Origin of the sequence: Streptomyces sp. NPDC127190, from assembly GCF_042672505.1 — a bacterium.
Taxonomy (GTDB): domain Bacteria; phylum Actinomycetota; class Actinomycetes; order Streptomycetales; family Streptomycetaceae; genus Streptomyces.
In genome coordinates this window covers 71,168-97,444 of the sequence record NZ_JBHXVE010000003.1, presented here as the reverse complement: position 1 = coordinate 97,444, position 26,277 = coordinate 71,168, and the positions used below count along the sequence as shown (strand labels likewise).

Here is a 26,277-nt window from a genome sequence, read left to right as displayed (position 1 = left end):
TCCTTCGCCGGGGTCACCGCCGCGAGCGGTTCACCGGCCCCTCGTCGTCACCGCCCGGCTCCGCCGAGCCCGTGCCCTCGGGAGCGTCCCCGGACCGCCGTACCGGCGGATGCGCGGAACCGGTCGCGCCGGGCTGGCCGCCGCCGGTCGTGCCGTAGCCGCCCGGGATACCCGGCGGCATGTCCGCGGCGGCCTGCGCCTCGCTGATCCGGCGCCGGGCCCGCACCCCCGGCCGGCGCTCCGGGTACGGGTACTCGAACGGCTCGGCGGAGGCCCGTGCGCCGTCCGTCTCACGCTGCCGGCGCGCGGCACGCTCGGCAGCGCTCGCGTCGCCCTGTCGGTTGCGGTGCTTGTCGTCCATGCCGCGCCGGGTACCCGGGAGCGGCCGCCGTCAACGCCTCCCGGCGTGTCGAACGGCCGCCCGGGGGCACTGGGAGACGATGGAAAGGCCCGGCCACGGGCACGGGCCGGACCGGAGAGACAGGGGCGGCATGGACCAGCGGCGGACGGCCTCGCCTGGTGGCGGGCCTGTGCATCGGGAAGCCGCGCGTGGGGACGGCGGGCTGGGGACCGGCCACGGCAACGGACCGGCAGGCGCCCCCGGCGCCGTGCCTCTACCCCCGGGGTCCGCTGGCGGTGACGGCGTGGTAGATGAGTCCGGCCCGGGCGGCGGGCCTTGGCCTGTGGGCTCCGCCCACGGGAAGGGGCTGGCAGGCGCCCCCGGTGCCGCGCCTCTGCACCCGGGTGGGTCGCAGGCGGGTTCCGTCTCGGGTGGTGCCGCGGGGCGGGCGGCCCGGGACTCCGGTGCGCCGGAGGGCGCCGAGGGGAGCAGCGGGCGTACGCCGTCGGGCCGCGGGGCAGGGGACGTGCGGCGGATGATTCCGCGGACCGATGCGCTGCTGCGTGATCCCCGTCTCGCCGCTGCCGTGGAGCGGCTCGGCGGCGGGGTGGTCAAGGCCGCCGTCCGCCAGGCGCAGGAGCGGGCCAGGGCGGGCGGGATCGCGCCGGGGCAGGTGGCGGAGACCGCCCTCGCCCTGCTGCCCGTCACCGCGAGCGGTCTGCGGCCGGTGGTCAACGCGACGGGCGTGCTGCTGCACACCAACCTCGGCCGGGCCCCGCTCTCGGCCGCCGCGCGCCGGGCCGTCCAGGAGGCCGCCGGGCCCACCGACGTGGAACTCGACCTGGAGACCGGCGTCCGGGCCCGCCGGGGCCGCTCCGCCCTCGCCGCCCTGCGCGAGCGGGTACCGGCCGCGGGAGCCGCGCACGTCGTCAACAACGGCGCAGCCGCACTCGTCCTCGCCGCCACGGCGCTCGCGGCCGGCCGGGAGATCGTCGTCAGCCGCGGCGAGATGGTGGAGATCGGCGACGGCTTCCGCCTGCCCGACCTGCTGGTCTCCACCGGCGCCCGGCTCCGCGAGGTCGGCACCACCAACCGCACGACCGCCGCCGACTACGCCGACGCGATCGGCCCCGACACCGGCTTCGTGCTCAAGGTGCACCCCTCCAACTTCCGCATCACCGGCTTCACCCGGTCCGCCACGGCAGCCGAGCTGACCGGTCTCGGTGTACCGGTCGTCGTCGACATCGGCTCCGGCCTGCTCGCCCCGCACCCCGCGCTGCCCGAGGAGCCCGACGCCGACACCCAGCTGCGCGCGGGCGCCGCCCTGGTCACCGCGAGCGGCGACAAACTCCTCGGCGGCCCCCAGTGCGGACTGCTCCTCGGCGACCAGGACATCGTCCGCACGCTCGCCCGGCATCCGCTGGCCCGCGCCCTGCGCGTCGACAAGCTCACCCTCGCCGCGCTGGAGGCCACCCTCACCGGCCCGCCCACCCCGACCGCCCGCGCCCTCACCGCCGACCCGGCCCGGCTGACCGCCCGCGCCGAACGGCTCGCCGCCTCGCTCACCGCCGACGGCATCGACGTACGGGCCGTACCGAGCACGGCCACGGTCGGCGGCGGCGGCGCCCCCGGTGTCACCCTGCCCAGCGCCGCCCTCTCCCTGCCCGAGCGGTATGCCACGGCCCTGCGGACCGGACCGATCCCGGTGGTCGGACGGCTGGAGGCCGGGCGCTGTCTGCTGGACCTGCGCGCGGTGCCGGAGGAGGACGACGAACGGCTCGCCGAAGCCGTACGGGCGGTGCACGCGCGGTGCGCCGGCCCGGCGGCGGAAGGGCGGACGTGATGCGGGTCCTCGCCACCGCCGGCCATGTCGACCACGGCAAATCGGCCCTGGTCCGCGCCCTCACCGGAATGGAACCCGACCGGTACGAGGAGGAACGCCGCCGCGGCCTCACGCTCGACCTGGGCTTCGTCTGGACCCGGCTCGGCCCGGACGGCGAACACCTCGCCTTCGTGGACGTCCCCGGGCACGAACGGTTCGTCGCCACCATGCTCGCCGGGGTCGGACCCGTGCCCGCGGTGCTCTTCGTGGTCGCCGCCGACCAGGGCTGGCAGCCCCAGTCCGAGGAACACCTCGCCATCCTCGACGCGCTCGGCGTCCGGCACGCCGTCCTCGCGATCACCCGCAGCGACCTCGCCGACCCCGCACCCGTGCGCGCCGACGCCCTCGAACGGCTGGCCGCCACTTCCCTCGGCACGGTCCCCGCGGTGGCGGTGAGCGCCGTCACCGGCCGCGGACTGGACGCACTGCGCACCGAACTCGCCCGGCTGGCCGAGGAGTTGCCCGCCCCCGACCGGGACGCGGACGTACGGCTCTGGCTGGACCGGGCCTTCACCGTCCGCGGCCACGGCACCGTCGTCACCGGCACCCTCGGCGCGGGCACGCTGCGCGTCGGCGACCGGCTGGCCACCGGGGACGGCGGCGCCTGCCTGCGGGTCAGAGGCCTCCAGAGCCTGCACGAGGAGCGCACCGCGGTCGGCGCCGTCGCCCGGGTCGCCGTCAACGTGCACGGCCCCGGCGACACGGCCCTCAGCCGCGGACAGGTGCTGCTCACCCCGGACCGCTGGCGGTGCGCCGAGCTGATCGACGTACGCGTCACCGGCGAGCCCACGGCCGACCTGCCCCGCCAGGTCACCCTGCACATCGGCACCGCCGCCGTCCCGGTGACCGTCCGCCCGCTCGGCACGGACACCGCGCGGCTCACCCTCTCCCGCGCCCTGCCCCTGCGCGTCGGCGACCGGGCCGTGCTGCGCGAGCCCGGGGGCGGCCGCAGACCCCGCGCGGCCACCGTCCTCGACGTACGGCCGCCCCGGCTGACCCGGCGCGGCGCCGGCCGGCCCGCGCGGCCGAACTGGCCACCATGACCGGCCGCCCCGACGGCACCGCCGAACTCGCCCGCCGCAAGCTGATCCGCCGCGCCGAACTGCGGGCGATGGGCGTCCCGGTCCCCGCCGAACCCGTGGCCGGCGACTGGCTCGCCGACCGGCACCACTGGGACACCCTGAAGGACCGGCTCACCGCCGAGACCGAGCGGCACGCCCGCGCCCACCCGCTCGACCCCGGGCTGCCCACCGAGGCCGCCCGCCGGCTGCTCGGCCTGCCGGACCGCGCACTGGTCGACGCCCTGGCCACCGCCACACCCGGGCTGCGCGCCCGCGGGGGCCGGCTGTACCCCGCCGACCGCGCACGGCCCGGGCTGCCCCCGCCCGTCCGCGCGGCCGTGGACGCGGTCCGCCGCGACCTGGCCCGTACGCCGTTCCGCGCGCCGGAGGCCGGCCGGCTCGCCGAACTGGGCCTGGACCGCAGGGCGTTGGCGGCGGCCGTGCAGACGGGGGCGCTGCTGCGGATCGCCGACGGGATCGTGCTGCTGCCCGGCGCGGACACCGCGGCCGCCGCCGTGCTGCGCGAGCTGCCCGAGCCGTTCACGCTCAGCGAGGCACGCCGGGCCCTGGACACCACCCGCCGGGTGGCCGTACCGCTGCTGGAGTTCCTGGACGCCCGGGGGCACACGGAACGCCTGGACGACCAGCGCCGCCGCTGCCGCCGGGACGGGACGGACGGAGGCGGACGGGAATCGAACCCGCCGGCCCGAGCTGCTCGGGCCCCTCGGTTTTGAAGACCGGGAGGGCCACCAGGCACCCACACGCCTCCACCATCCGTCAGGCTTCTGCCCCAGGAGACCACCGCCATGTCACAGACCTCGGTACCGACCCGCCGGGCGCCCGTCCGGCTCACGCAGTTCGCCCATGGCGGCGGCTGCGCCTGCAAGATCCCGCCGGGGGAGCTGGAGGAGGTGGTCGCCGGGCTGACCGCACCGGCGCTCGCCGGGGGCGACACGCCCCTGCTCGTCGGGCTCGCCACCGGGGACGACGCGGCCGTGGTCACCCACCGGGGCACGGCACTCGTGTGTACGGCGGACTTCTTCACCCCGGTCGTGGACGACCCCTACGACTGGGGACGCATCGCCGCCGCCAACGCCCTGTCCGACGTCTACGCGATGGGCGGCCGGCCGGTCCTCGCCGTGAACCTGCTGGCCTGGCCGCGCGACCGGCTCCCCTTCGAACTGGCCCGCGAGGTGCTGCGCGGCGGACTCGACATCGCCACCGAGGCCGGCTGCCATGTCGGCGGCGGGCACAGCGTGGACGATCCCGAGCCGAAGTACGGCATGGCCGTCACCGGCCTCGCCGACCCCGACCGGCTGCTGCGCAACGACACCGGCCGGCCGGGGCAGCCGCTCTGCCTGACCAAGCCGCTGGGCGTGGGCGTGCTGAACAACCGGCACAAGGCCACCGGCGAGCGCTTCGAGCAGGCCGTCGCCACCATGACGGCCCTCAACCGGGACGCCGCCGAGGCCGCCCTCGCGGTCGGGGCCCGCTGCGCCACCGACATCACCGGCTTCGGCCTCCTCGGCCATCTGTACAAGCTGGCCCGCGCCTCGCAGGTGACCGCCGTCATCGACACCGCCGCCGTGCCGTACCTGGACGGGGCCCGGGAGGCCGTACGCGACGGGTAGATCAGCGGCGGCACCCGGCGCAACCTCGAATGGGTCGCCCCGCACACCGACTTCGGGGACACCGACGAGGGCACCCGGCTGCTGCTGGCCGACGCGCAGACCTCCGGCGGTCTGCTGGTCGCCGGGGAGGTGTCCGGGGCGCCGGTGGTGGGGGAGCTGGTGCCGCGCGGACCCCACTCGATCGTGCTCCGGTAGGGGTTCGGGGCTCAGGGCTCAGGGCTCAGGGCTCCGTGCCCGTGTGCTCGTCGATGCCCGCGCGGATCCGGTAGGCGCGGACCAGCGCCAGGGAGGCAGGGCCGCGCGGCCTGCGCCCCGGGCGGATGTCCACGGCGAACGCCTTCGACTCCTGGATGTGCGTGTTCGGGTCCAGGGACAGATGCAGCAGCTCGTTGGCCGCGTCCCCGGTGCTGTACCCGTTCGGACCCCAGTGGTACGGCAGCCCCACCTGGTGCAGCCGGCGCCCCTGCACGGTCAGCGGCGCCATCCGGTCCGTGACCAGCACCCGGGCCTCGATCACCGCGCGGGCGCTGACGATCGTCGCCCACCCGGTGTGCGTCAGGCCCCGCTCCGCGGCCAGCTCGGGGGAGACCTCGCAGAAGAACTCCGGCTGGAGTTCGGCCAGATACGGCTGCCAGCGCGACATGCCGCCCGCGGTGTGGTGCTCGGTGAGCCGGTAGGTGGTGGCCACGTACGGGAGCACCGCGGAGCCGGGCTCGTCACCGCTCGGCTGGTAGCGGTTGTCCGGATGCGGCGGCGGCAACTGACGGACCGGGTTGCGCTGTTGGTCGTACAGGAGGTTCGCGAACGGCGAGTCCTGCGGCTCGTAGTGCGTGGGCAGCGGGCCGTCGGTGAGCCCGGACGGCACATAGAGCCACGCCTTGCCGTCGGCCTGCATGATGAACGGATCCCTGCCCGACAGGGCCTCCGGGCCGGTCGCGCCCTCGGGCGGCTCGTGACCGGGGTCCTTGTCCTTCTTGAAGTCGGGTACGTCGTGCCCGGTCCACTCACCCCGCTCCGCGTCCCACCACACCAGTGCCTTCCGCTCGCTCCACGGGCGGCCCTCGGGGTCCGCGGAGGCGCGGTTGTACAGGATCCGGCGGTTGGCCGGCCAGGCCCAGGCCCACTCGGCGGCCACCCAGTCCTGCTCCCGGCCGGGCTTGCGGCGGGCGGCCTGGTTGACACCGTCGGCGCGGACACCGCAGTAGATCCAGCAGCCGCAGACGGTCGAGCCGTCGGACTTCAGCTCCTCGTACGAGGAGAGCGCAGCGCCCTCGGCGTCGTGGCCGTTGATCTCGGCCAGGACGGCCTCGGCGTCCGGTTCGTCGAGTACGCCCTTCGTCGGGTAGTCCCAGGCCAGGTCGAGCAGCGGCCGGTCCATCTCGTCGGCGGACCCCGCCAGCTTCTCCCGGACGATCCGCCCCAGGTGGTAGGCGAACCACAGGTCGCTGCGCGCCTCCCCGGGCGGCTCGACCGCCTGGTGGTGCCACTGGACCAGCCGCTGGGTGTTGGTGAAACTGCCGTCCTTCTCGGTGTGCGCGGCGGCCGGCAGGAAGAACACCTCGGTGCCGATGTCCTCGGTGCGCAGCTCACCGGTGGCGATCTCCGGGCCGTCCTTCCACCAGGTCGCCGACTCGATCAGCGAGAAGTCCCGGACGACCAGCCAGTCCAGGTTGGCCATGCCCAGCCGCATCAGCTTGGAGTTCGCGTTCCCCACGGCGGGGTTCTCGCCGATCAGGAAGTAGCCCTTGCAGACGCCGTCCAGCTGGGCCGTCGTCGTCTCGTACGTCGAGTGCGAGCCGGTGAGCCGGGGCAGGTAGTCGAAGCAGAAGTCGTTCTCCGGGGTCGCCGCGTCACCCCAGTACGCCTTCAGCAGGCTCACCAGGTAGGCGCGCATGTTGCCCCAGTAGCCCTTGTGGGCCGCCTCCGCCTCGACGAAGGCGTCCAGGTCCTGGTTCTGGTGGGCGTGCGGCATCGGGATGTAGCCCGGCAGCAGGTTGAACAGGGTCGGTATGTCCGTCGAGCCCTGGATGGAGGCGTGCCCGCGCAGCGCCAGGATGCCGCCGCCCGGCCGGCCGATGTTGCCCAGCAGGGTCTGGAGCACCGAGGCCGCGCGGATGTACTGCACGCCCACCGTGTGCTGGGTCCAGCCGACCGCGTAGGCGAAGGCCGTGGTGCGGTCGCGGCCCGAGTTCTCCGTGACCAGTTCGCACACCTGCCGGAACAGCTCCTGCGGCACTCCGCAGACCTGCTCGACCAGCTCCGGGGTGTAGCGCGCGTAGTGCCGCCTGAGCACCTGGAAGACGCAGCGCGGATGGGTGAGCGTCTCGTCCCGCTCCGGTTCGCCCTCGCCGATCACCGCGCCGCCGGAGCCGTGCGACTCGCCGCGCGCCGCCTCGGTCACCGAACTGCCGCCGCCGGTGCGGGCCTCGTACTCCTGGTCGCGCTCGCCCGAGGCGGCCTGCACCTCGGTGCCCTCGTACTGCCAACTGGCGTTGTCGTACCTGCGGTTGCGGGCGTCCAGGCCGGAGAAGACGCCGGCCAGGTCCTCGGTGTCGTGGAAGTCCTCGCGCAGGATCACCGACGCGTTGCTGTACGCCACCACATAGTCACGGAAGTACTTCTCGTGCTCCAGCACATAGTGGATGATCCCGCCGAGGAACGCGATGTCGGTGCCCGCGCGCAGCGGCACGTGCAGATCGGCCAGCGCGCTGGTGCGGGTGAACCGCGGATCGACATGGACCACCTTGGCGCCGCGCGCCTTCGCCTCCATCACCCACTGGAACCCGACCGGATGGCACTCGGCCATGTTCGAGCCCTCGATGACGATGCAGTCCGCGTGCTGAAGGTCCTGCTGGAAGGTGGTCGCGCCGCCGCGTCCGAACGAGGTTCCCAGACCGGGAACGGTGGAGGAGTGTCAAACACGCGCCTGGTTCTCGATCTGGATTGCTCCCAGCGCGGTGAACAACTTCTTGAGCAGGTAGTTCTCTTCGTTGTCGAGCGTGGCCCCGCCCAGGCTCGCGATGCCGAGCGTGCGCCGGGTGCGGGTCCCGTCGACCTCCCACTGCCAGCCGGCCCGGCGCGCCGCGATCACCCGGTCCGCGATCATGTCCATCGCGGTGCCGAGGTCCAGCCGCTCCCAGTCGGTGCCGTGCGGACGCCGGTACAGCACCTGGTGCTCGCGGGCGTCCCCCGTGGTCAGCTGGAGGCTCGCCGCGCCCTTGGGGCAGAGCCGGCCGCGCGAGATCGGGGAGTCCGGATCGCCCTCGATCTGGGTGACCTTCCCCTCCTGGACGTACACGTTCTGGCCGCAGCCCACCGCGCAGTACGGGCACACCGACTTCACCACCCGGTCGGCGGTGGCCACCCGCGGCGTCAGCCGCGCGCTGCGCCCGCTCCGGGCGGCGGCGCCCCGGCCCAGCGGGTCGGTGCCGGTCAGCTGCCGGTAGACCGGCCAGGAGTCGATCCAGGTGCGCACACCCATGCCCCGCTCCTTCCGCTGCGTCCTGCCCCGATTCTCCCGCGCCCGGCCGCCCCGGGCATCTTCCGGTGGGCCGCGGAGTACCCGCGCGGACAGCGGCCAAACGGCCGGTCCGCCGGTCCCGGCCGCCGCCTCGCGGCTGTCATCGCCGCCGCGCACGCGGCAGAGGGGCTTGCCATGATGGTCGGCAGGCGGGCCGTCGGCAGTGCCGCGGTGCCGCTCGCCCGGCTGCGGGTGGGTCTCGCCCGCGTCGCCCACGGAGGTGATCCGCTTGCTCGCCGACCGCCCTCGCGTCGTGCTGTTCGACGTCAACGAGACCCTCACCGATCTGACCCCGCTCGCGGCCCGCTTCGAGTACGTCGGCCTCCCCGGCCACCTCCTGCCGGCCTGGTTCGCCGGGGTGCTGCGCGACGGGGTGGCCCTGACCCTCGCCGGGGGCCGGGCGTCCTTCGCGGCCGTGGCGGGGGACGGGCTGCGGACGCTGGCGGCCGGCGAGGAGGGCGCGACCGATCCGGAACGGGCCGCCGTACACGTCCTCGCCGGGCTCGCGGAACTGCCCGTGCACCCCGACGTGCCCGCCGGTGTACGGGCCCTGCACACGGCCGGGTACCGCCTCGCGACCCTCACCAACGGCTCCGCCGGCACCACCCGCGCGGTGCTCGACAGGGCCGGGCTCGCCGACTGCTTCGAGACCCACCTCGACGTCGAGGCCGCGGGCCGCTGGAAGCCGGCGGGGGAGGCCTACGCCCACGCCCTGCACACCCTGGGCGTCGCGGCCGGCGAGACACTGCTGGTCTCGGTGCACCCGTGGGACATCGACGGCGCCGCCCGGGCAGGGCTGGTCACCGCGTGGCTGCGCCGCACCTCACAGCCGTACCCCTCGTCCCCGCGTCACCCGGCCCTGACCGCCGTCTCCCTCCCGGACCTGGCGGCCCGGCTGGGCGCGGAGGGCCCGTAGACCGCGGCACCGAGCAGCCCCGGGAGGCGCCCACGGAGCCGGTCCCGCGCAGGGTGCTCGGTGGTCAGGACGGCTGGACCTCGTCGAAGAGAGCGAGCGCTTCGGCGGGGTCCGGGCCCACGAGGCGTTCCAGACCGGCCGTCGTGATCTTCGCCCATGTGCCGGCCCGTGCCCACATCCGCTCCTCGAAGGCGCGGACGGCGTCGTCCGGCTTGTCGGGGCCGGCGGCGATGGCCTCGGCGAGTTCGGCGCCGTCCAGCATCGCGAGGTTCGCGCCCGCGCCCAGCGGAGGCATCAGATGGGCGGCGTCGCCCAGCAGCGTTACCCCGCGGACGTGGGTCCAGGTGTGGCTCACGGGCAGGGTGTACAGGGGGCGCTGGACGAACGCGGTGCTGTGGCGGAGCAGGTCGAGGACGGGAGCGGCCCAGCCGTCGAACAACGCCAGCAGACGCGCCCGGACGGCCTCGGCATCGGCCGGGTCCAGGTCCGCGTGCCGGTCCAGCGGCGCGCGGAACTGGGCGTACACCTTGGCGTGGCCGCCGCTGTTGCGCTGCGCGACGAGACTCCGGTTCACGCCGTACACCCCCATGGAGCCGTCGCCGATCAGCCGGGCGAGGCCGGGGTGGCGGGTGTCGACGTCGTCGAGGGACGACTCGACGGAGGCGACGCCGGTGTACTGCGGGGTCGCCGGCGAGACCGCGGGGCGCACCCGGGACCACGCGCCGTCCGCGCCGACCACGAGGTCGAACGTCTCCTGCCGCCCGTCCTCGAAGTGGACCAGGACGCCCTCGGGGGTCCCCGGCACCACCCGCGTCACACCCCGCCCCCACTGCACATCGAGGGGGCCGAGCAGCAGATCACGGAGGTGGCCGCGGTCGATCTCGGGATTGGCCCGCTCGTCCGGGCGAGGCCGCCAGTCGCGCAGGACGGTCCCGTCCGGATCCAGGATGCGCATGGCCTGACCCTCGGGCCGGGACAGCGCCTGGAACTCCGCCAGCAGCCCCGCCTTCCGGAGCGCGAGCTGGCCCTGCCCTTCACGCAGGTCCAGCGTGCCGCCCGGGGGGCGGGCGTCGGGGCCGGGGTCGCGTTCGAGGATCGTGACGGGGTGGCCGTGGCGGTGCAGGACACGGGCGAAGGTCAGGCCGGCGGGACCGCTTCCGACCACGGCGATGCGATGTCTCATGTCGATACACTGTATTTTCTCAATACGCTGTATCGCAACAGTACGATGTGGCCATGACTGTCTGGGACCGGCCGGAGCCGCCGACTCGCCCCGTGCCGCTCGACCGGGAGCGGATCGTCGCCGCCGCCATCGCACTGGCCGACGAGGGCGGGCTCGAAGCGGTGTCGGTGCGCAAGGTCGCCGCCCGGCTGAACGCCGGCCCGATGCGGCTGTACGGCTACATCTCCACCAAGGAAGAGCTGTTCGACCTCATGGTGGACGAGGTCCAGGCCGAGATCCTCCCCGAGGAGCAGCCCGGCGACTGGCGGGAGGCGCTGCGCGACCTCTCCCACCGCACCCGGCAGGCCGCTCTGCGCCACCCATGGCTCGCCGACCTGCTCGGCGGCCGCCCGAGCCTCGGCCCGAACGGCCTCGCCGTGACCGAGGCCAAGCTGGCCGCCCTCGACGGCCTCGCCGACATCGACACCGTCCTGCGCGCCGTGGAGACCGTCAGCGCCTACTGCACCGGCGCGATCAGGCGCGAGATCGCGAACCTGCGGGCCGAGCGCACCACAGGCCTGTCCAAGAGCGACTGGCAGCGCGCCTCCGGACCGCACGTGACGAGAATGCTGGCCACAGGCCGCTTCCCCGCGCTCGCCAAGGCGGTGCACGACGGCACGCACATGGACGCCGACACATCCTTCGCGACCGGCCTGGACTGGGTCCTCGACGCCGTGGGTGCCAGACTCGCCCGGCCGGAGTGACCGTGGCTCGCTAGCCGCCGTCCGCCAGCCGCTCCCGCTGCGGCAGCACCGTGTACCGGGGGTCCTCCGCCGAGGCCACCCCGGCCTGGAAGACGCCGAAGCGGACGGCTGCCGAGCCGCTGAGCAGCGCCAGACCGGCCGCCAGAGCGAGGCGCCGGTCCCGCCCGGCGGCCACGGCGAGGAGCGCACCGCCCGCGGTCAGCGCCTCCGCCGCGTGCAGCAACCGCCGCGGTCCGCCCTGCTCGTAGGGCTCGGCGGCGGTGCCCATGCGCCGCTTCATCGCCCGGAAGGCGCCCAGCTCCAGCGCGGCTCCGAGCGCGGCCATCCGCCGGGCCGGTCCTGTCTGCGCCGCCGGAGCGGCGGCGAGTGCGAGTCCGGACGCGGCCGTCGCCGCCGAGCCCGCGAAGACGAACGGCAGCTCGCGATAGCCCTCGTGCCACGACGGCACCGCCGTGTCGCAGACCAGCACCGCGGTGTACGTCGCCACGGCCGGGCCGAGCACCGCCGCGCCCGCCGTGGCCGCCGGCCCGAGCGGCCGCAGGCACCGCGCCACCGCCGCCGCGACCCGGCCGGCCGGCCGGCGGCCCGCCAGCTCGGTCGCCGCGGCGGTGAGGGCGAGCGGTACGTATCCGGCCAGCAGCCAGGAGCCCACGCTCATCGGTGAGGTGGGCTTGACCACCCGGAGCATGTTCAGGAAGCGGGCCGGGCGGCCCAGGTCGTGGACGAGCGCGGCCAGCGACAGCGAGATCGCCCCGGCCGCCCCGAACTTCGCCGGCGCGGCGAGCCCCGGCCGGCCGGTGGCCTGCCCACCGGCCGCCAGCAGCGAGGACGCCCCGGCCAGGCCACCGAGGTACAGGTACCCGGCGATGTCCAGCGGCTTCCAGGGCGGCTTCTTCAGCACGGGCCTGCCGTAGTACGACGAGAACTCCGCGTCCGGCACCATCGGCTGCTCGCCCCGGCCCCCCCGGCCGCGCCGCCGACGGCCCCCGGCCGCGCCCGTCGGCGCCTCCCGGCCGGGCCGCGCGCCCCGCACCCCGTCCCGGGTGACGTCCGATTCGCTCATCGCGGCCTCCGTACGAAACTGCCGAGGGCGAGGGCGGCCAGCGAGACGGCGGCCAGGGCCGCGTGCCGCCACATGTCGGGCAGGTCCCGGGTGGTGACGACGGGGTCCGGGGGCAGGCCGTAGACCTCGGGGTCGTCCAGCAGCAGGAAGAACGCGCCGGCCCCGCCGACGCCGTCGTCCGGACTCTCGCCGTAGAGGCGGGCGTCGGCCACCCCGGCCGCGTGCAGCTGCGCCACCCGCTCCCGGGCCCGCTCCCGCAGCTCCTCCAGCGGGCCGAACTGGATGGACTCCGTGGGGCAGGACTTGGCGCAGGCGGGCTCCATGCCGACGCCGAGACGGTCGTAGCACAGCGTGCACTTCCACGCCCGGCCGTCGTCCTCGCGCAGGCCGATCACGCCGTACGGGCAGGCGGGCACGCAGTAGCCGCAGCCGTTGCAGATGTCCTCCTGGACGACGACCGTGCCGAACTCGGTGCGGAACAGCGAGCCGGTCGGGCACACGTCCAGACAGGCGGCGTGCGTGCAGTGCTTGCACACGTCGGAGGCCATGAGCCAGCGCAGCTCGGTGCGGCCGTCGGGGGCGACCGGGGAGATCCGCCCGGCCGGCGCGCCCGCGGGGGCCTCGCCGGGCGGGGGAGTGGTGGCGCCCGGGCCGGGGGAGGCGGCGTCGGTGCCGAGCCGTGCGGCGGCGGCGAAGACGTCCACGTCCTCGTGTCCGACGCCGGGCTCCTGCCCGCCGAACGGCTTGCGCTGTTCCACGAAGGCCACATGCCGCCAGGTGTCGGCGCCGAGGCTCTGCGTGTTGTCGTACGACATCCCGGACAGCTCCAGGCCGTCCTCCGGTACGGCGTTCCACTCCTTGCAGGCCACCTCGCAGGCCTTGCAGCCGATGCACACCGACGTGTCGGTGAAGAAGCCCATCCGCGGCGGGGCGTCGGACCAGCCGGCGGCACCGGCCACATCGGGCTGCGGGCCGGACAGCTGGTGTCGCCCGCGCACCGCGTCGCCGTCGCTCATCGCCGTACCTCCTCGCCCGCGACGTCCCGCCCACCCGCCGCCCGGCCGTCCTTCCGGCACCCCGGCCGCTGGTCGCGCGTGTGCGGTGCCCCGTTTCGAGCCTGGCACGGGTGCCCGTGTCGCGCGCGCCCGCAGCGGCCGCGCGGCCCGGTCCTCAACAGCCCGTCCCGGCGGCGAGCGGCACGATCGCGGCGACCCGCTTGCCCCGGACCAGTCGGATCACCCGCACGTCGACGGCCAGCCGGAACACCAGGTGCAGCCCGTGGCCGCCCACCCGGCCGGGGTCGGGAGGGCGCCGGCGGGGCGGCTCGGGGGAGGTGTCCGTGACGGTGATGCGCAGCGCGCCGCCGCCGGGCAGCAGGTCCAGGCCCAGCGCGCACGGGCCGGGCGCGTGCTGGGCCGCGTTCGTGACCAGCTCGCTTACGACCAGCTGCGCGTCCTGCACCGCCTGCCGGGCCGGTGCGGGGCGGGCCCGGGCGAGCAGGTCGGCGACGGCGTCCCTGGCCTCCGCGATGCTGGTCAGGCCGCCGGCCCAGGTACGGCTGTAGCGCGGGGCCGCGGTGCGGGGCTGTGCCGACGCGTGCGTCCTGAGCTGCATGTCCATACCTTGTCCGCCCTTGCCCTCGGGGAGCTGCTATCGGGCTTCGGTTACCCGCTGGGCCGCCGGTCAAGGGGACATCCGGCCCGAATCCTTCGATTGCCCGGGGACGCCTGGTCAGCGAGGGGCCCGGACCGTCCGGGACGATCCGGGCCCGTTCCTCTTGCGCAGGAGCGGCCTCGCTCAGTGCTTGCCGATGTCCTTCGCCTTCTCCTTGGCCTGGCGGGCGTCGCCGCGCGCGCCCTCCATACGGCCCTTGGCCTCCAGGCTCTCGTTGCCGACGGCGCGGCCCGCGGCCTCCTTGGCCCGGCCCTTGACCTGCTCCGCCTTGCCCTTGGCCTTCTGGCTGCCAGCCATGGGTGTCACATCCCAACGTCTCGACTGTTCTCCGTTCGTCCTCCGGTTTACCGCTGTGCCGCGGGCCAAACCGGAGCGGAGCGTTCACGAGGAAGCTCCCCCAGCACTTCTCCGAACCGAGGGAGCCTCGGACCGACGACCGCACGGTCGGCCGGTCTTCCTCCCGGGTGCTCCTCGTGAGACGGCGGAAACGTCGACTTGCCAGGTCGGGTGCTTGCGTTTTCGGAGCGTGGGGGAACAAGGTGGGACCAGACGAGGTGCGGCCGGGGAGTGCGCACCGGCCGCGGTGCGAGCCGCGAGGAAGCGCGCGAAGTCCGCAGGTGATGCGCGGTGACCGGAGACGTCACCGTGACCGTGCAGCCGGTGGCCGACCGGGCGGTCGTGCTGCACCTCTCCGGCACGCTCGACGCCCGGGGCGCCGATGTACTCGGACGCGAGCTGGAGCTGCGGCAGGCGGCCGGGCCCCACCCGCTGCTGGTCCTGGACATGTCCGGTGTGCGCCGGGTGACCGGAACCGCGGTCCGCGCCCTGGACACGCACACCCGGCACCTCGCCGCCGGTCCCGTCCTGGTCATCGGTGCGGCACCGCCGGTCCACGTGGCGCTGACGCGGAGGCCCCTGCCCGGCATCCGCCTGTGCCCGAGCCTGGACAGTGCCCTCGCGGCCCCGCACGGCGAGCCGGCCGAGAACGGGCCGTACCTGCTGCCGGCGAGCCCGAGCGAGGTCTTCGGTCTGCGGGCCAAGGCGCGCACCAGCGGGATCATCGGCATCGCCCAGGGCATCCTGATCGCCCGCTACGGTCTGTCCGGTCCGGCGGCCGCCTTCAGGCTGCTGCGGGACGGCTCCCAGCACCACAATGTGCCGGTGCGGGAACTGGCCTCGGCGGTGGTGACCGCTCCGCCGCCGCTGACGGGCACGGAGTGGTTCCCGGGGCGCCGGCACACCCCGCCGCCCACCGGCGGGCTGCTGGCCGAGGCGGACCCGCGTGACCGGCTCCAGGTGCTGAAGGCCGCCGTGTACATGGCGGTGACGCTGGCCGACGCCGACGCGGTCGAGATCCATCTGACCGACCGGGTGCAGGACGAGGCGCTCGTCCTGGAGGCACAGCACGGCCTGGACGAGGCCTACCGGGACTGCCTGGCCCTGGTGCTCGGTCCGCCGGCGGTGTGCGCCCGCGCCCAGGCCGAGCGCCGTCCGGTGACCGTCGCCGACGTGGCCGCGGACCCGGAGCTGGCCGGCCATCCCGTCGGCCGGGCGGCCCTGGCCACGGGCAGCCGCGCGGTCCGCGGCACGCCGCTCCTCACGGCCGACGGCAGCTGCTCCGGTGTGCTCTCGGTGCACCGGGCGGAGCCGGGCGTCTGGCTGTCCCCCGGCGAGGAGGCCGGCCTGGACGTGCTGGCGGGGGAGCTGGCCGCCTGGCGGTCCTGGTACCGGCGCACGGTGGTCCAGGACGCCCTGGAGTATCTGCACACCCACGGCCCGTCGGCCGGCTGATCTCGATCGGCTCACCCACGGCCCGTCGGCCGGCTGACCGCCCTCGCCTCAGGACGGGTCGGGCGCGCGCCGACGGCCCGCTTCGCGCCGGCGCCGCAGCAGCCGCCGTACCACGAAGGCCGCGAGCAGGGCGGCGACGCCGACCAGGACGTACAGCTGGTAGTGCCGGATCTCGTCGTACACGGCGGTGATGTGGCTGCCCGCCAGGGCGGCCAGGGTGGTCCACAGGCCGACCCACAGGGCCGCGCCGAGCGCGTTGAAGGCGAGGAAGCGGCGCCAGGGCATACCGATGGTGCCCGCGATGATGCCGTTGGCCTGGCGCAGCCCCTCGACGAACCGGGCCACGGTCACGACCTTGCCGCCGTGCCGGCCGAAGAACTCCTCGGCGGTCTCCAGGCGACGCGGCGTCAGGAAGACGTACCGGCCCCAGCGGTGGATGACGGCGCGCCCGCCGGACCGGCCGATCAGGTACCCGACGTTGTCCCCGAGCAGGGCCGCGGTGAACGCGATCACCGCCACCGCCACGACGTTCAGCCGGCCGGCGCCCGCGTAGACGCCGGCCGCGAGGAGGATCGTCTCGCCGGGCGCCGGGACCCCGAAATCCTCCACGAAGACCACGGCCCCGACGGCCCAGTAGCCGTAGTGACCGAGCAGCGGCGCCAGATGCGCCAGTGGACCCGGCAGCGGAGGGGCCATGGCTCCACGGTACGTCCCCGTCAGGCGCCGGCGTCGGCGCCCTGCACGAGCTGGCAGGTGTGGCACAGCTCGTGCCGGCCGTCGCGGGTGACGACGGTTCCCCAGCCGAGACAGTGCTCGCAGTCGCGGGCGCGCGTCAGGTCGGGGTGAGGAAGCGGAAAGGGACTGCGGCGGGCTCCGTAGGCCATACGGTGAGCGGTCCTTCATGTCGCGAACGAATACATATTCCATTATGTCTATTTTTTTGCATTTGTCACGTGGGGCGGGCGCGAAGGTGTGGCTCGTTGCGGTTGGGTGATCGTACGAAGTTGCCCTCCGCGGGGTTGTGGGTGGCGCATCTGGTAGGAAACTTTCCTACCAGTTCGGGCGGCAGCCCGGGCTCGCCACCCCCCACGCCCACTTGGAGGCCCTGTGGTGCACGTCTCCCGCCGTACCGCCGTCGCCCTGCTCGGCGCGGTCGCCTCCGGCGCCCTGATCGGTACCCGCTCCGCCACCGCGGCCACGGCCGCCGCACCGGGACTGGACGACCCCGCGAAGAAGGAGATCGCGATGGAACTCGTGTCCAGCGCGGAGAACTCCTCGCTCGACTGGAGGGCCCAGTACAAGTACATCGAGGACATCGGCGACGGCCGCGGCTACACCGCCGGCATCATCGGCTTCTGTTCCGGCACCGGCGACATGCTCGAGGTCGTCCAGCTCTACACCGACCGCACCCCCGGCAACGTCCTCGCCAAATACCTGCCCGCACTGCGCAAGGTCAACGGCAGCGACTCGCACGAGGGCCTCGACCCCGGCTTCCCCGGCGACTGGCGCAGGGCCGCCCGGGACACCTCCTTCCAGCGGGCCCAGGACGACGAACGCGACCGCGTCTACTTCAACCCCGCGGTCACCCAGGGCAAGACCGACGGACTGCGCGCGCTCGGCCAGTTCATCTACTACGACGCCCTCGTCATGCACGGGGACGGCGACGACCCCACCAGCTTCCGCAACATACGCAAGCGCGCCCTGCGCAGCGCCAAGCCGCCCGCGCAGGGCGGCAAGGAGACCACGTACCTCGACGCCTTCCTCGACGCGCGGGTCTGGGCCATGAAGCAGGAGGAGGCGCACAGCGACACCAGCCGGGTCGACACCGAGCAGCGGGTCTTCCTGCACAAGGGCAACCTCGACCTGAACACCCCGCTCGACTGGAAGGTCTACGGCGACAGCTACCACATCGGCTGACCGGCGGCCCCAGGGCCTTTCTTTCGGATCAGGCCGGCTGCGGCGCCGGCAAGATCCGGAAGAGAGGCCCTACGGAGCCTGCGGCAGGCCGGCCGGTGCGGGCACCGGGAGCCCGGAGTCCGCAGCGGCGGCCTGTCGCGCGGTGATCCGCTGGATCACGACGGTCACCAGGGCCGCGGCCAGCAGGTTCAGGGACTCCGCCGGCACCAGCAGCGGCAGCGAGGTCCCGCCGCCCAGCTGTGCGGCGGCCAGCGCCAGCACCGCGTGCCCGACCCAGGCCCCCCACCACACGTTCACCAGGACGTCCCGGTCCGCCCCGGCCGGACCGCTCGCCCGCTGGACGTCCAGCAGGAGTCCGCGCGGCGCCCACAGGTTGACCCCCGGTATCAGCCAGGCGACGACGGCCCACGCGCCCGAGCCGCGCACCGCGCCGGGGGAGAGCAGCCCGGCGTTGCGCCGGCAGCGGGCGAACCACACGAGGAACAGCACCATCGCCGCCGTCATGACGTCCACGTAGACCGTCGACGCCCACCCGGACCGGATGGCGGCCGCCGCCGACGGATGCAGCAGACGAGCGCGGACGTCGAACGCGCGGACCACCTCCGTGCCGGCGGCCGCACCCACGGCCAGCTGTGCGCAACGAGCGAGGAGCCAGGGGGCTCTGACGGCGGATCCGGTCACGGTGGCAGGCCTGTCTGCGAAAGGCGCCCTGCGTGCAGGGCGGCACGGCGCGGTCGTCGGAGGCTCGGATCATACGCGCCGACTCGCGTGTCAGGGTCCTGACGAGGAAAGATGGGCGGCGAGCGAACCACACACCCATGCGGAGGATACGGACTCATGCCGCACGAGCGAGCCGGCCGGCCGGCCGGTCCCGAGGACCTTGTCGACGTGGCCCGGCTGGTCACGGCGTACTACGCCCTGCACCCCGACCCGGCCGACCCGGGCCAGCGGGTGGCGTTCGGCACCTCGGGGCACCGGGGTTCGTCCCTCGGATGCGCCTTCAACGAGGACCACATCGCCGCCACCAGCCAGGCCATCTGCGAGTACCGCGCCGCGCAGGGCACCGACGGACCGCTCTTCCTCGGCGCCGACACCCACGCCCTGTCGGAGCCCGCCAAGGTCACCGCGCTGGAGGTGTTCGCCGCCAACGGGGTGACCGTGCTCGTCGACAGCGCCGACGGCTACACCCCCACCCCGGCCGTCTCGCACGCCATCCTCAGCCACAACCGGGGCCGCACCTCCGGTCTCGCGGACGGTGTGGTCGTCACCCCGTCGCACAACCCGCCCGCCGACGGCGGCTTCAAGTACAACCCGCCGAGCGGCGGCCCGGCGGCCTCCGACGCCACCTCCTGGATCCAGGACCGGGCCAACGAGATCATCACGGGCGGCCTGAAGGACGTACGCCAGATGCCCTACGCGCGGGCGCTCGCCGCGGACACCACCGGACGCCACGACTTCCTCGGCGCGTACGTCGGCGACCTGCCCAGCGTCCTCGACCTGGACGCGATCCGCGCGGCCGGTGTGCGCATCGGCGCCGACCCGCTCGGCGGCGCCTCCGTCGCCTACTGGGGCCGGATCGCCGAACAGCACGGCATCGACCTGACGGTGGTCAACCCGCACACCGACCCCACCTGGCGGTTCATGACGCTGGACTGGGACGGGCAGATCCGCATGGACTGCTCCTCGCCCCACGCGATGGCCTCCCTCATCGAGCAGCGCGACCGGTTCCGCATCGCCACCGGCAACGACGCCGACGCCGACCGGCACGGCATCGTCACCCCGGACGCCGGGCTGATGAACCCCAACCACTACCTCGCGGTCGCCATCTCCTACCTCTACCGGCACCGCGAGCAGTGGCCGGCCGCCGTCGGCATCGGCAAGACGCTGGTCTCCTCCACCATGATCGACCGGGTCGCCGCCGACCTCGGCCGGGAACTCGTCGAAGTCCCCGTCGGGTTCAAGTGGTTCGTGGACGGACTGGCCGGCGGCACCCTCGGGTTCGGCGGCGAGGAGTCGGCCGGCGCGTCCTTCCTGCGCCGGGACGGCTCGGTGTGGACCACCGACAAGGACGGCATCCTCCTGGCGCTGCTCGCCTCCGAGATCACGGCCGTCACCGACAAGACCCCGTCCGAGCACTACGCCGACCTGACCGCGCGCTTCGGCGAGCCCGCCTACGCCCGGACCGACGCGCCCGCCTCCCGGGAGCAGAAGGCGCTGCTCGCCAAGTTGTCCCCGGCCCAGGTCAGCGCCGACACGCTGGCCGGCGAGCCGGTCACCGCCGTCCTCACCGAGGCGCCCGGCAACGGCGCGGCCATCGGCGGCATCAAGGTGACCACCGACAACGCCTGGTTCGCGGCCCGCCCCTCGGGCACCGAGGACGTCTACAAGGTGTACGCCGAGTCCTTCCTCGGCCCCGACCACCTCGCCCGGGTGCAGGAGGAGGCCCAGGCGGTCGTGCTCGGCGCGCTCGGCGGCTGAGACCCGCCCGAGGGGCGGCCCCCGACACCCGGAGGCCGCCGCTCGGCTCAGGTCGCGTCAGCCGCGTCCGCGTCCCTGCACCAGCCGGTCCAGCACCGCCCGCGCCATGGCCTGTTCGCCCAGCGCGTTGGGGTGGGCGGGGGCGGCCGGAGCGGCTGGCCGGAGCGGCTCGATCCAGCGGTCGGCGGGCGCCTTGCACATGTCGTGGCCGACGGTGGGGCCGTAGGTGTCGACGTACTCGGCCCGGTTCAGGCCGGCCACCACGCGCAGCATCAGGTTGAGCCGCTTCTCGGTGTCCCGCAGATAGGCGAAGTCGCCCTGGGCGAAGGGGACCTGCGGGAAGCAGCCGCTGCCGTCGTCGGGCAGCAGGTCCGGATAGCCGACGACGACCACCCGCGCGTGCGGCGCCCGGGCGTGCACGGCCCGCAGCACCCCGGCCACCTTCGGCGCCGTCCGCAGCACGGCGAGGGTCAGTTCGTCCGCGCCGGACGCGGTGTAGGAGCGCTCGCACGGGTCGCCGGCCGGATCCTGGGCGGCGAGCCGGGCGCAGGTGGCGATGATGCTGCCGAAACCGACGTCGTTGCCGCCGATCTGCACCGTCACCAGGTCGGTGTGCCGGTCCAGCGCGTCGAGCTGCGGCGGGTTGCTGCCCTGCGCCTGCCACATCTGCGCGGTCGTGGCGCCGCCGCAGCTGACGTCCGTGAACGCCGTCGCCGCCTGGTCGGCCGCCACGAGGGACGGGTAGTTGTGGTCGGAGCGGGCACAGTCGGCGTCCACCTGGCGGGGGATGCCGGGGCCCGAGGTGTAGGAGTCGCCGAGCGCCGCGTACCGCAGGCCGTGGCCCGGTCCCCCGGGGTGCGCGGCGGCCGGTGTGGTGGCGGTGGCGACCAGGGCGCACCCGCCCAGCGCCGCTCCCAGCACCGCGGCTGCCCGCCGGCCTCTCGCACCGTTGGCCGTGCGTCTTCCGTTCGCCATGCGTCCTCCCCCTGGGGCCGGCACATCGCGACGGGGACCGCACCGCAGTGCGGTCCCCGCGCGTTCGACTGGGCCTGTATACCGCCCGGTAGGCCGCGCCGACCAGAAGCCGGAGGCGACGAGTTCAGACGGACGCGGTCTTCGTGGGTTCGGACGTCAGCAGCAGCGAGTCGTCCTCCGGACGCGCTCCGGAGAGCCGGTGGCGGGCGGCGATGAGGGCCATGTCGACGTCCTTGGTGCCGGTGGCCACGCACAGCGTGTAGGAGACGTCGGCGAGCCGCTGCCGGGCCTGCGGAGTGCTCTCGTCGGCGCCGAGCAGGGTGAGGGCCTCGTACTGGGAGATGAGGTCCGTCAGTACCGCCGGGTGTGCCATCAGCATGTGTGTCGCCTTCCTGCGGTGGGGATGGATAGTTCCTCGTGGGTGGACGGGTGATGTGGCACCCGCATACCCGCGTCCGCCGACCGCATGCCCCCTCCACCGCGCACCGGCCGGAAGCAGCTGTTCCCGGCCGGCCCCCAACCACGCGGCCGCGCCCGCCCGATCGAGGCTTGTCCGCGCCGGTGTGGAAAAGTGACAGGGTTCGTTACCGTGCAACGGGAGGAAGCCGTCGGTATGGCCGTCATCCACCACACCACCCTCAAGCCCACGAAGCTCGAACTGCTCACCGACTGGCTGCCGACCCGGCCCTGGTACCGCGGCTCGGGCGCCCCGGTCCTGGAGAAGTCCGGCGGCTTCCGGCTGGACGACCCCGAGGGCGAGGTCGGTATGGAGTTCATGGTGGCCACGGACACCTCCACCGCCGAACCCACCGCCTACTTCGCCCCGCTGACCTACCGCGGCGCACCGCTCGACGGTGCCGAGCACGCCCTCGTCGGCACCATGGAGCACGGAGTGCTGGGCAAGCGCTGGGTGTACGACGGCTGCCACGACCCGGTGCTGGTGACCGAGCTGCTGCGGCTCCTCGGGGGCACGGCGCAGCCGATGGCCCAGAGCGTGAGCGACACACCGGACCCCGAGGTGGTCGTCTCCTTCACCGGTGCCCCCTTCACCCCGGCCCCGTTCACCCCCGAGCCGGCCGACGGCCCGGAGGGCACCCGGCTGCCCACCCCGCACGGCATCGCGCTGCACGTCCACCGCGTGCCGCACCCGGTCGCCGGCCGTCCGCCGCTGCCCGCCGAGGGAGCGGCCGGCCATGTCGCCCGCGGCTGGACCGCCCCGGACGGCACCGAAGCCGCCGCCGTCCTCATCACCGTGCACACCGGCTGACCGATCCGGCCGGGGGAGCGCGCGGCGTGCGCCCCCGGCGCCGGCCCGGCAGGGCCACCGCACCGTCAGTCCTGGCATGTGCGGGTCAAATCTGAGACTCTTTCGGCAGTCGGCGCCCCGACCCCATGGGGGCGCCTGACCGCACCACCGCACAGCGATCACGCACGCCCCACACCAGGCCGCCCCCGGCGCAACCCCCGCCGGCCGCGCGGTCACCGAGCAGGCCGGGACCCCGGCCGCCGCAAAGGAGCTTCCGTGAGATCGACCCCCCACAAGGCCCTCGGTGCATGGGCCTTCGCCGTCGCCGCGCTGGCGGCGCTTCTCCTCCCCGGCACCCCGGCCGCCGCGCAGACGGTCACCGACACCACCCGCAGCCCGGGCACCCCGTCGTACACCGTGAGCCTGAGCAGCAACACGAGCGGCACCGTGTGGACCGGGCACGAGAGCGTCACCTTCACCAACACCTCCGCGACGGCGCTGAACGAGGTGTACCTGCGGCTGTGGGACAACTACCACGGCACCTGTGACGCGATGCCCGTCCAGGTCGGCAACGTCACCGGAGGCACCGCGGGCGCGCTCTCCGTGGACTGCACCGCCCTCCAGGTGTCCCTGCCCAGCACGCTCGGCCAGGGACAGAGCGCCACCATCGGCTTCGACCTCGGCATCACCGTGCCCAGCGGCGCCGACCGGTTCGGCCACGACGGCGCCTACAGCTTCATCGGCAACGCCCTGCCCGTCCTCGCCGTCCGCGACGGCGCCGGCTGGCACCTCGACCCGTACACCGACAACGGCGAGTCGTTCTACTCCCTGGCCGCCGACTTCAAGGTGACCCTCGACCACCCCAGCACCCTGCTGGTGCCCGCCACCGGCACCTCCACCGACACCCCCGGATCCAGCGGCCGTACCGTCACCACGGCCACCGCCTCCCAGGTCCGTGACTTCGCCTGGGCCGCCGGACCCTTCACCAAGATCTCCGGCACCTCCACGGCCGGTGTCCGGGTGAACGTCTACTCCGTCTCGGGCATCAGCTCCTCGAGCGCCCAGTCGATGCTCAGCACCGCCAAGTCCGCCGTCGACGCCCACGCGGCACGCTTCGGCGCCTACCCCTACGGCGAGCTGGACGCCGTCCTCGACAACAACTACTGGTTCGGCGGGATGGAGTACCCCGGCTTCGTCCTGGACCTGGTCAGCACCACCGCGCTCACCCATGAGATCGGCCACCAGTGGTGGTACGGCATCGTCGGCGACGACGAGTACAACAGCCCGTGGCTGGACGAGGCGTTCACCGACTACGCCACCGACCTCGCCCTCGGCAAGACCGGCAGCAACTGCTGGAGCAGCGTCTCCTGGTCCTCCAGCGCGGAGAAGATCACCAACTCGATGGCCTACTGGGACGCCCACCCCTCCCGGTACTCCACCGTCGTCTACGGCTACGGCAAGTGCGCGCTGCACGACCTGCGGCGCGTCCTCGGCGACACCGCCATGACGAAGCTGCTCAAGGACTACGCGGCCGCGCACTGGTACGGGGTCTCCACCACCGCCGAGTTCAAGGCGGCGGCCCAGGCCGCCACGAGCACGGACCTGACCTCCTTCTGGAGCCAGCACCGCATCGCGGGCTGACCCCGCCGCACCCACATGGCGCAATCACCGGCCGCGGACGGGCTCTTCGGGCGCACCCGGAGTGCGGAACGACCCGATGCCGGGTCAGATGGATTCCGTGCGAAGCTCCATATCCCGATTCCGCGGCCGGTCCAGCCTGTGCCTCGTCGGCACCCTGACCGGCGTTCTGCTCCTTGTCTCCAGCCCCCCGGCCGCCTCCGACGGGGCCGGGGGCGCACCCGTGCGCGGCAGCGCCTACATGGGCATCGGCGTCCTCGCCCACGACGGATTCTCCGGCTCACCACCGCTGGCCGGCCGGGCCACCCAGACCGAGGGCGTGGACGTCTCCAGCTACCAGGGCGACGTCGACTGGGCCACCCTGTGGGGCAGCGGCGCCAGGTGGGCCTACACCAAGGCGACCGAGGGGACCTACTACACCAACCCCTACTTCACCCAGCAGTACGAAGGCGCGTACGGCGTCGGCATGATCCACGGCGCCTACCACTTCGCGACCCCGGACACGACCGGCGGCGCCACCCAGGCCGACTGGTTCGCGGACCACGGCGGCGGCTGGTCCAAGGACGCCAAGACCCTCCCCGGGGCCCTGGACATCGAGTGGAACCCGTACGGCGACGCCTGTTACGGCAAGTCCCAGAGCGGGATGGTCAGCTGGATCCGGGACTTCCTGAACCGCTACAAGACCCGCACCGGCCGCAACGCGGTCATCTACACGGCCACGAGCTGGTGGACCCAGTGCACGGGCAACTACGGCGGCTTCTCCGCCAACCCGCTGTGGATCGCCCGGTACGCCACCACCGCCGGGACGCTGCCGGCGGGCTGGTCGTCGTACACGATGTGGCAGTACACCTCCACCGGCCCCACGGTCGGCGACCACGACCGGTTCAACGGCTCCCAGGACCAACTGCGCGCCCTCGCCACCGGCTGAGGGCCGGGGCCCCGGGTGGGGGAACGCGGGCTGCACGGCCCGGCACGCGATGTGAGAGTGGGACTGCTGGGACGACGACGACCGGTCCGGGGTGGTGATCAAGAGGTGACGGCAGAACCGGGCGGTGCGCCGCTGGAGGAGTTCCTCGCCGATCCCGTCACCTGCACGCTCGACCTCACGGCCGCCGTCGCCCACTGCGCGAAGGCGATCGGCCTGCGGCACGCCGTGGTCTACCTCGCCGATCTCCAGCAGCGCCACCTCGTGCCGCTCACCGACGTGACCGCGAACCTGCCCATCGACGCATCGTGCGCCGGCTGGTGCTACCGCACCCAGACGCTGCGCGTGGAGGAGTCCGACCGGGACGGGATGACGGCCTGGTTCCCGCTGCTGGACGGCGCCGAGCGGCTCGGTGTCCTCGCCGTGCACACCCGGTCGCTCACCGCGGGCTCGCTGCGCCAGGGCCGGGCCCTGGCCGCGCTGCTGGCGATGATGATCACGTCGAAGCGGGCGTACAAGGACTCCTTCGTACGGCGGACCCGCACCGAAGCCATGCACCTGCCCGCCGAGATGCTGCGCGCCTTCCTGCCGCCCCGCACCATCGGCAATCTCCAGGTCGTCTCCACCGCCGTCCTGGAACCCGCGTACGACATCGGCGGCGACGCCTTCGACCACTCCCTCACCACGACCTCGCTGCACGCCGTCGTCCTGGACGCCATGGGACACAACCTCGCCTCCGGGCTCACCAGCGCGGTGGCCCTGGCGGCCTGCCGCAACGCCCGGCGCACCGACGCCGACCTGCGCTCGCTCGTGGACGGCGTGGACGAAGCGCTCAGCCAATGGCTGCCCGACCAGTTCTGCACCGGGATCCTCGCGCAGCTCGACTTCTCCACGGGCGTGCTGGAGTGGAGCAACTGCGGCCACCCGGCGCCCCTGCTGATCCGCGATCAGCGGCTCATGGTCGACGCGCTGGTCCGCGAGCCGGATCCGCCCATGGGGCTGCGCTCCCTGCTGACCGGGCGGGAACGCAGGATCCACCAGGCGCGGCTGCGGCCCGGCGACCGCGTACTGCTGTACACCGACGGCGTCACCGAGGCGCGGATGGCCGACGGCAGGATGCTCGGACTGGAGCGCTTCGCCGACTATGTCATCCGGGCCACCTCCACCGGCGAACTCCCACCCGAGACGCTTCGCCGACTGATCCACTCGCTGCTCGACTCCGAGGACAGCAGGCTCCGTGACGACGCCACCATCCTGATGTTCGAGTGGCAGCCGAACCGCTGACCGCCCCTTC

General features: G+C 74.1%; 21 protein-coding genes, 1 tRNA gene and 3 pseudogenes. 12 read left to right on the top strand and 13 right to left on the bottom strand.

Annotated elements, in window-relative coordinates; all coding sequences use genetic code 11:
• Window positions 1-13: 13 nt before the first annotated feature.
• Window positions 14-361: a hypothetical protein gene (locus ACFVIU_RS06205; RefSeq protein ID WP_385840953.1), complete on the bottom strand. Its 348-nt coding sequence runs from the start codon at window positions 359-361 to the stop codon at window positions 14-16.
• Between the two features lie 514 nt (window positions 362-875).
• On the opposite strand from ACFVIU_RS06205, the gene selA reads away from it, so the two are divergent.
• Window positions 876-2,183: an L-seryl-tRNA(Sec) selenium transferase gene (gene selA / locus ACFVIU_RS06200; protein ID WP_385840952.1), complete on the top strand. Its 1,308-nt coding sequence runs from the start codon at window positions 876-878 to the stop codon at window positions 2,181-2,183.
• Window positions 2,183-3,951, top strand: a pseudogene (locus ACFVIU_RS06195) (SelB C-terminal domain-containing protein); the annotation flags it as partial. The gene selA and the pseudogene ACFVIU_RS06195, both read left to right, overlap by 1 nt.
• 8 nt (window positions 3,952-3,959) lie before the next feature.
• Here ACFVIU_RS06195 and ACFVIU_RS06190 read toward each other — a convergent pair.
• Window positions 3,960-4,052, bottom strand: a tRNA-Sec gene (locus ACFVIU_RS06190).
• Between the two features lie 37 nt (window positions 4,053-4,089).
• On the opposite strand from ACFVIU_RS06190, the pseudogene selD reads away from it, so the two are divergent.
• Window positions 4,090-5,109, top strand: a pseudogene (selD, locus tag ACFVIU_RS06185) (selenide, water dikinase SelD).
• Window positions 5,110-5,134: 25 nt separating this feature from the next.
• Here the strand turns inward: selD and fdh are convergent.
• The gene (fdh, locus tag ACFVIU_RS06180) at window positions 5,135-8,395 is read right to left on the bottom strand and encodes a formate dehydrogenase (RefSeq protein ID WP_385840950.1); all 3,261 of its coding nucleotides are present in this window, start codon (window positions 8,393-8,395) and stop codon (window positions 5,135-5,137) included.
• Between the two features lie 268 nt (window positions 8,396-8,663).
• Between fdh and ACFVIU_RS06175 the strand changes: the two genes are divergently transcribed.
• Window positions 8,664-9,350, top strand: a complete 687-nt coding sequence (locus tag ACFVIU_RS06175) for a haloacid dehalogenase type II (RefSeq protein WP_385840949.1) — start codon at window positions 8,664-8,666, stop codon at window positions 9,348-9,350.
• Window positions 9,351-9,414: 64 nt separating this feature from the next.
• Here ACFVIU_RS06175 and ACFVIU_RS06170 read toward each other — a convergent pair whose 3' ends face one another.
• Entirely contained in the window at window positions 9,415-10,533 is a 1,119-nt protein-coding gene (locus tag ACFVIU_RS06170; protein ID WP_385840948.1) for an FAD-dependent oxidoreductase, read from the bottom strand.
• A gap of 53 nt (window positions 10,534-10,586) precedes the next feature.
• Between ACFVIU_RS06170 and ACFVIU_RS06165 the strand changes: the two genes are divergently transcribed.
• The gene (locus tag ACFVIU_RS06165; RefSeq protein WP_385840947.1) at window positions 10,587-11,276 is read left to right on the top strand and encodes a TetR/AcrR family transcriptional regulator; all 690 of its coding nucleotides are present in this window, start codon (window positions 10,587-10,589) and stop codon (window positions 11,274-11,276) included.
• A 10-nt stretch (window positions 11,277-11,286) separates the two neighbouring features.
• Here the strand turns inward: ACFVIU_RS06165 and nrfD are convergent, their stop codons facing one another.
• The 4 genes from nrfD to ACFVIU_RS06145 form a co-directional block, all read right to left on the bottom strand.
• Window positions 11,287-12,339, bottom strand: a complete 1,053-nt coding sequence (gene nrfD, locus ACFVIU_RS06160; protein ID WP_385840945.1) for an NrfD/PsrC family molybdoenzyme membrane anchor subunit — start codon at window positions 12,337-12,339, stop codon at window positions 11,287-11,289.
• Window positions 12,336-13,355, bottom strand: a complete 1,020-nt coding sequence (locus ACFVIU_RS06155; RefSeq protein WP_385840944.1) for a 4Fe-4S dicluster domain-containing protein — start codon at window positions 13,353-13,355, stop codon at window positions 12,336-12,338. The genes nrfD and ACFVIU_RS06155 overlap by 4 nt, the downstream gene beginning before the upstream one ends.
• Window positions 13,356-13,509: 154 nt before the next feature.
• Window positions 13,510-13,953 carry an ATP-binding protein gene (locus tag ACFVIU_RS06150; protein ID WP_385840943.1) on the bottom strand — a complete coding sequence of 148 codons (444 nt, stop codon included), beginning with the start codon at window positions 13,951-13,953 and terminating at the stop codon, window positions 13,510-13,512.
• A gap of 183 nt (window positions 13,954-14,136) precedes the next feature.
• Window positions 14,137-14,310, bottom strand: a complete 174-nt coding sequence (locus tag ACFVIU_RS06145) for a CsbD family protein (RefSeq protein WP_385840942.1) — start codon at window positions 14,308-14,310, stop codon at window positions 14,137-14,139.
• 330 nt (window positions 14,311-14,640) lie between these two features.
• On the opposite strand from ACFVIU_RS06145, the gene ACFVIU_RS06140 reads away from it, so the two are divergent.
• Window positions 14,641-15,804 carry an ANTAR domain-containing protein gene (locus tag ACFVIU_RS06140; RefSeq protein ID WP_385840941.1) on the top strand — a complete coding sequence of 388 codons (1,164 nt, stop codon included), beginning with the start codon at window positions 14,641-14,643 and terminating at the stop codon, window positions 15,802-15,804.
• A 48-nt stretch (window positions 15,805-15,852) separates the two neighbouring features.
• Here the strand turns inward: ACFVIU_RS06140 and ACFVIU_RS06135 are convergent, their stop codons facing one another.
• A complete protein-coding gene (locus tag ACFVIU_RS06135; RefSeq protein ID WP_385840940.1) occupies window positions 15,853-16,500 on the bottom strand; it encodes a DedA family protein in 648 nt (215 codons plus the stop codon).
• 20 nt (window positions 16,501-16,520) lie between these two features.
• Window positions 16,521-16,688, bottom strand: a complete 168-nt coding sequence (locus ACFVIU_RS06130; RefSeq protein WP_385840939.1) for a hypothetical protein — start codon at window positions 16,686-16,688, stop codon at window positions 16,521-16,523.
• 223 nt (window positions 16,689-16,911) lie between these two features.
• Here ACFVIU_RS06130 and ACFVIU_RS06125 point away from each other — a divergent pair, with 223 nt between their 5' ends.
• Entirely contained in the window at window positions 16,912-17,721 is an 810-nt protein-coding gene (locus ACFVIU_RS06125; RefSeq protein WP_385840938.1) for a chitosanase, read from the top strand.
• Between the two features lie 69 nt (window positions 17,722-17,790).
• Here the strand turns inward: ACFVIU_RS06125 and ACFVIU_RS06120 are convergent, their stop codons facing one another.
• A complete protein-coding gene (locus tag ACFVIU_RS06120; RefSeq protein ID WP_385840937.1) occupies window positions 17,791-18,402 on the bottom strand; it encodes a DUF4328 domain-containing protein in 612 nt (203 codons plus the stop codon).
• 156 nt (window positions 18,403-18,558) lie between these two features.
• On the opposite strand from ACFVIU_RS06120, the gene pgm reads away from it, so the two are divergent.
• A complete protein-coding gene (pgm, locus tag ACFVIU_RS06115) occupies window positions 18,559-20,199 on the top strand; it encodes a phosphoglucomutase (alpha-D-glucose-1,6-bisphosphate-dependent) (protein ID WP_385840935.1) in 1,641 nt (546 codons plus the stop codon).
• Between the two features lie 57 nt (window positions 20,200-20,256).
• Here pgm and ACFVIU_RS06110 read toward each other — a convergent pair whose 3' ends face one another.
• Window positions 20,257-21,174 (bottom strand): SGNH/GDSL hydrolase family protein, encoded by a 918-nt coding sequence (locus ACFVIU_RS06110; RefSeq protein WP_385840934.1) that lies wholly within the window; start codon window positions 21,172-21,174, stop codon window positions 20,257-20,259.
• Between the two features lie 124 nt (window positions 21,175-21,298).
• Entirely contained in the window at window positions 21,299-21,553 is a 255-nt protein-coding gene (locus ACFVIU_RS06105; protein WP_385840933.1) for a DUF5133 domain-containing protein, read from the bottom strand.
• A 234-nt stretch (window positions 21,554-21,787) separates the two neighbouring features.
• Here ACFVIU_RS06105 and ACFVIU_RS06100 point away from each other — a divergent pair, with 234 nt between their 5' ends.
• The 4 genes and pseudogenes from ACFVIU_RS06100 (at window position 21,788) to ACFVIU_RS06085 (ending at window position 26,267) form a co-directional block, all read left to right on the top strand.
• The gene (locus ACFVIU_RS06100; RefSeq protein WP_385840931.1) at window positions 21,788-22,441 is read left to right on the top strand and encodes a 1,4-alpha-glucan branching protein; all 654 of its coding nucleotides are present in this window, start codon (window positions 21,788-21,790) and stop codon (window positions 22,439-22,441) included.
• Between the two features lie 360 nt (window positions 22,442-22,801).
• Window positions 22,802-24,061, top strand: a pseudogene (locus tag ACFVIU_RS06095) (M1 family metallopeptidase); the annotation flags it as partial.
• A gap of 88 nt (window positions 24,062-24,149) precedes the next feature.
• Window positions 24,150-24,986 (top strand): lysozyme, encoded by an 837-nt coding sequence (locus tag ACFVIU_RS06090; RefSeq protein WP_385840930.1) that lies wholly within the window; start codon window positions 24,150-24,152, stop codon window positions 24,984-24,986.
• Between the two features lie 105 nt (window positions 24,987-25,091).
• Entirely contained in the window at window positions 25,092-26,267 is a 1,176-nt protein-coding gene (locus ACFVIU_RS06085) for a PP2C family protein-serine/threonine phosphatase (RefSeq protein WP_385840929.1), read from the top strand.
• Window positions 26,268-26,277 lie beyond the last annotated feature (10 nt).

Excerpts from the sequence above, each read along its gene's own strand:
- ACFVIU_RS06100 (WP_385840931.1), top strand. The coding sequence starts at position 21,788 with ATGGCCGTCATCCACCACACCACCCTCAAGCCCACGAAGCTCGAACTG.
- ACFVIU_RS06110 (WP_385840934.1), bottom strand. The coding sequence starts at position 21,174 with ATGGCGAACGGAAGACGCACGGCCAACGGTGCGAGAGGCCGGCGGGCA.
- ACFVIU_RS06090 (WP_385840930.1), top strand. The coding sequence starts at position 24,150 with ATGGATTCCGTGCGAAGCTCCATATCCCGATTCCGCGGCCGGTCCAGC.
- ACFVIU_RS06135 (WP_385840940.1), bottom strand. The coding sequence starts at position 16,500 with ATGGCCCCTCCGCTGCCGGGTCCACTGGCGCATCTGGCGCCGCTGCTC.
- ACFVIU_RS06170 (WP_385840948.1), bottom strand. The coding sequence starts at position 10,533 with ATGAGACATCGCATCGCCGTGGTCGGAAGCGGTCCCGCCGGCCTGACC.
- ACFVIU_RS06145 (WP_385840942.1), bottom strand. The coding sequence starts at position 14,310 with ATGGCTGGCAGCCAGAAGGCCAAGGGCAAGGCGGAGCAGGTCAAGGGC.
- ACFVIU_RS06205 (WP_385840953.1), bottom strand. The coding sequence starts at position 361 with ATGGACGACAAGCACCGCAACCGACAGGGCGACGCGAGCGCTGCCGAG.
- ACFVIU_RS06130 (WP_385840939.1), bottom strand. The coding sequence starts at position 16,688 with ATGGCCTACGGAGCCCGCCGCAGTCCCTTTCCGCTTCCTCACCCCGAC.
- selA (WP_385840952.1), top strand. The coding sequence starts at position 876 with ATGATTCCGCGGACCGATGCGCTGCTGCGTGATCCCCGTCTCGCCGCT.
- pgm (WP_385840935.1), top strand. The coding sequence starts at position 18,559 with ATGCCGCACGAGCGAGCCGGCCGGCCGGCCGGTCCCGAGGACCTTGTC.
- ACFVIU_RS06165 (WP_385840947.1), top strand. The coding sequence starts at position 10,587 with ATGACTGTCTGGGACCGGCCGGAGCCGCCGACTCGCCCCGTGCCGCTC.
- nrfD (WP_385840945.1), bottom strand. The coding sequence starts at position 12,339 with ATGAGCGAATCGGACGTCACCCGGGACGGGGTGCGGGGCGCGCGGCCC.
- ACFVIU_RS06155 (WP_385840944.1), bottom strand. The coding sequence starts at position 13,355 with ATGAGCGACGGCGACGCGGTGCGCGGGCGACACCAGCTGTCCGGCCCG.
- ACFVIU_RS06150 (WP_385840943.1), bottom strand. The coding sequence starts at position 13,953 with ATGCAGCTCAGGACGCACGCGTCGGCACAGCCCCGCACCGCGGCCCCG.
- ACFVIU_RS06105 (WP_385840933.1), bottom strand. The coding sequence starts at position 21,553 with ATGCTGATGGCACACCCGGCGGTACTGACGGACCTCATCTCCCAGTAC.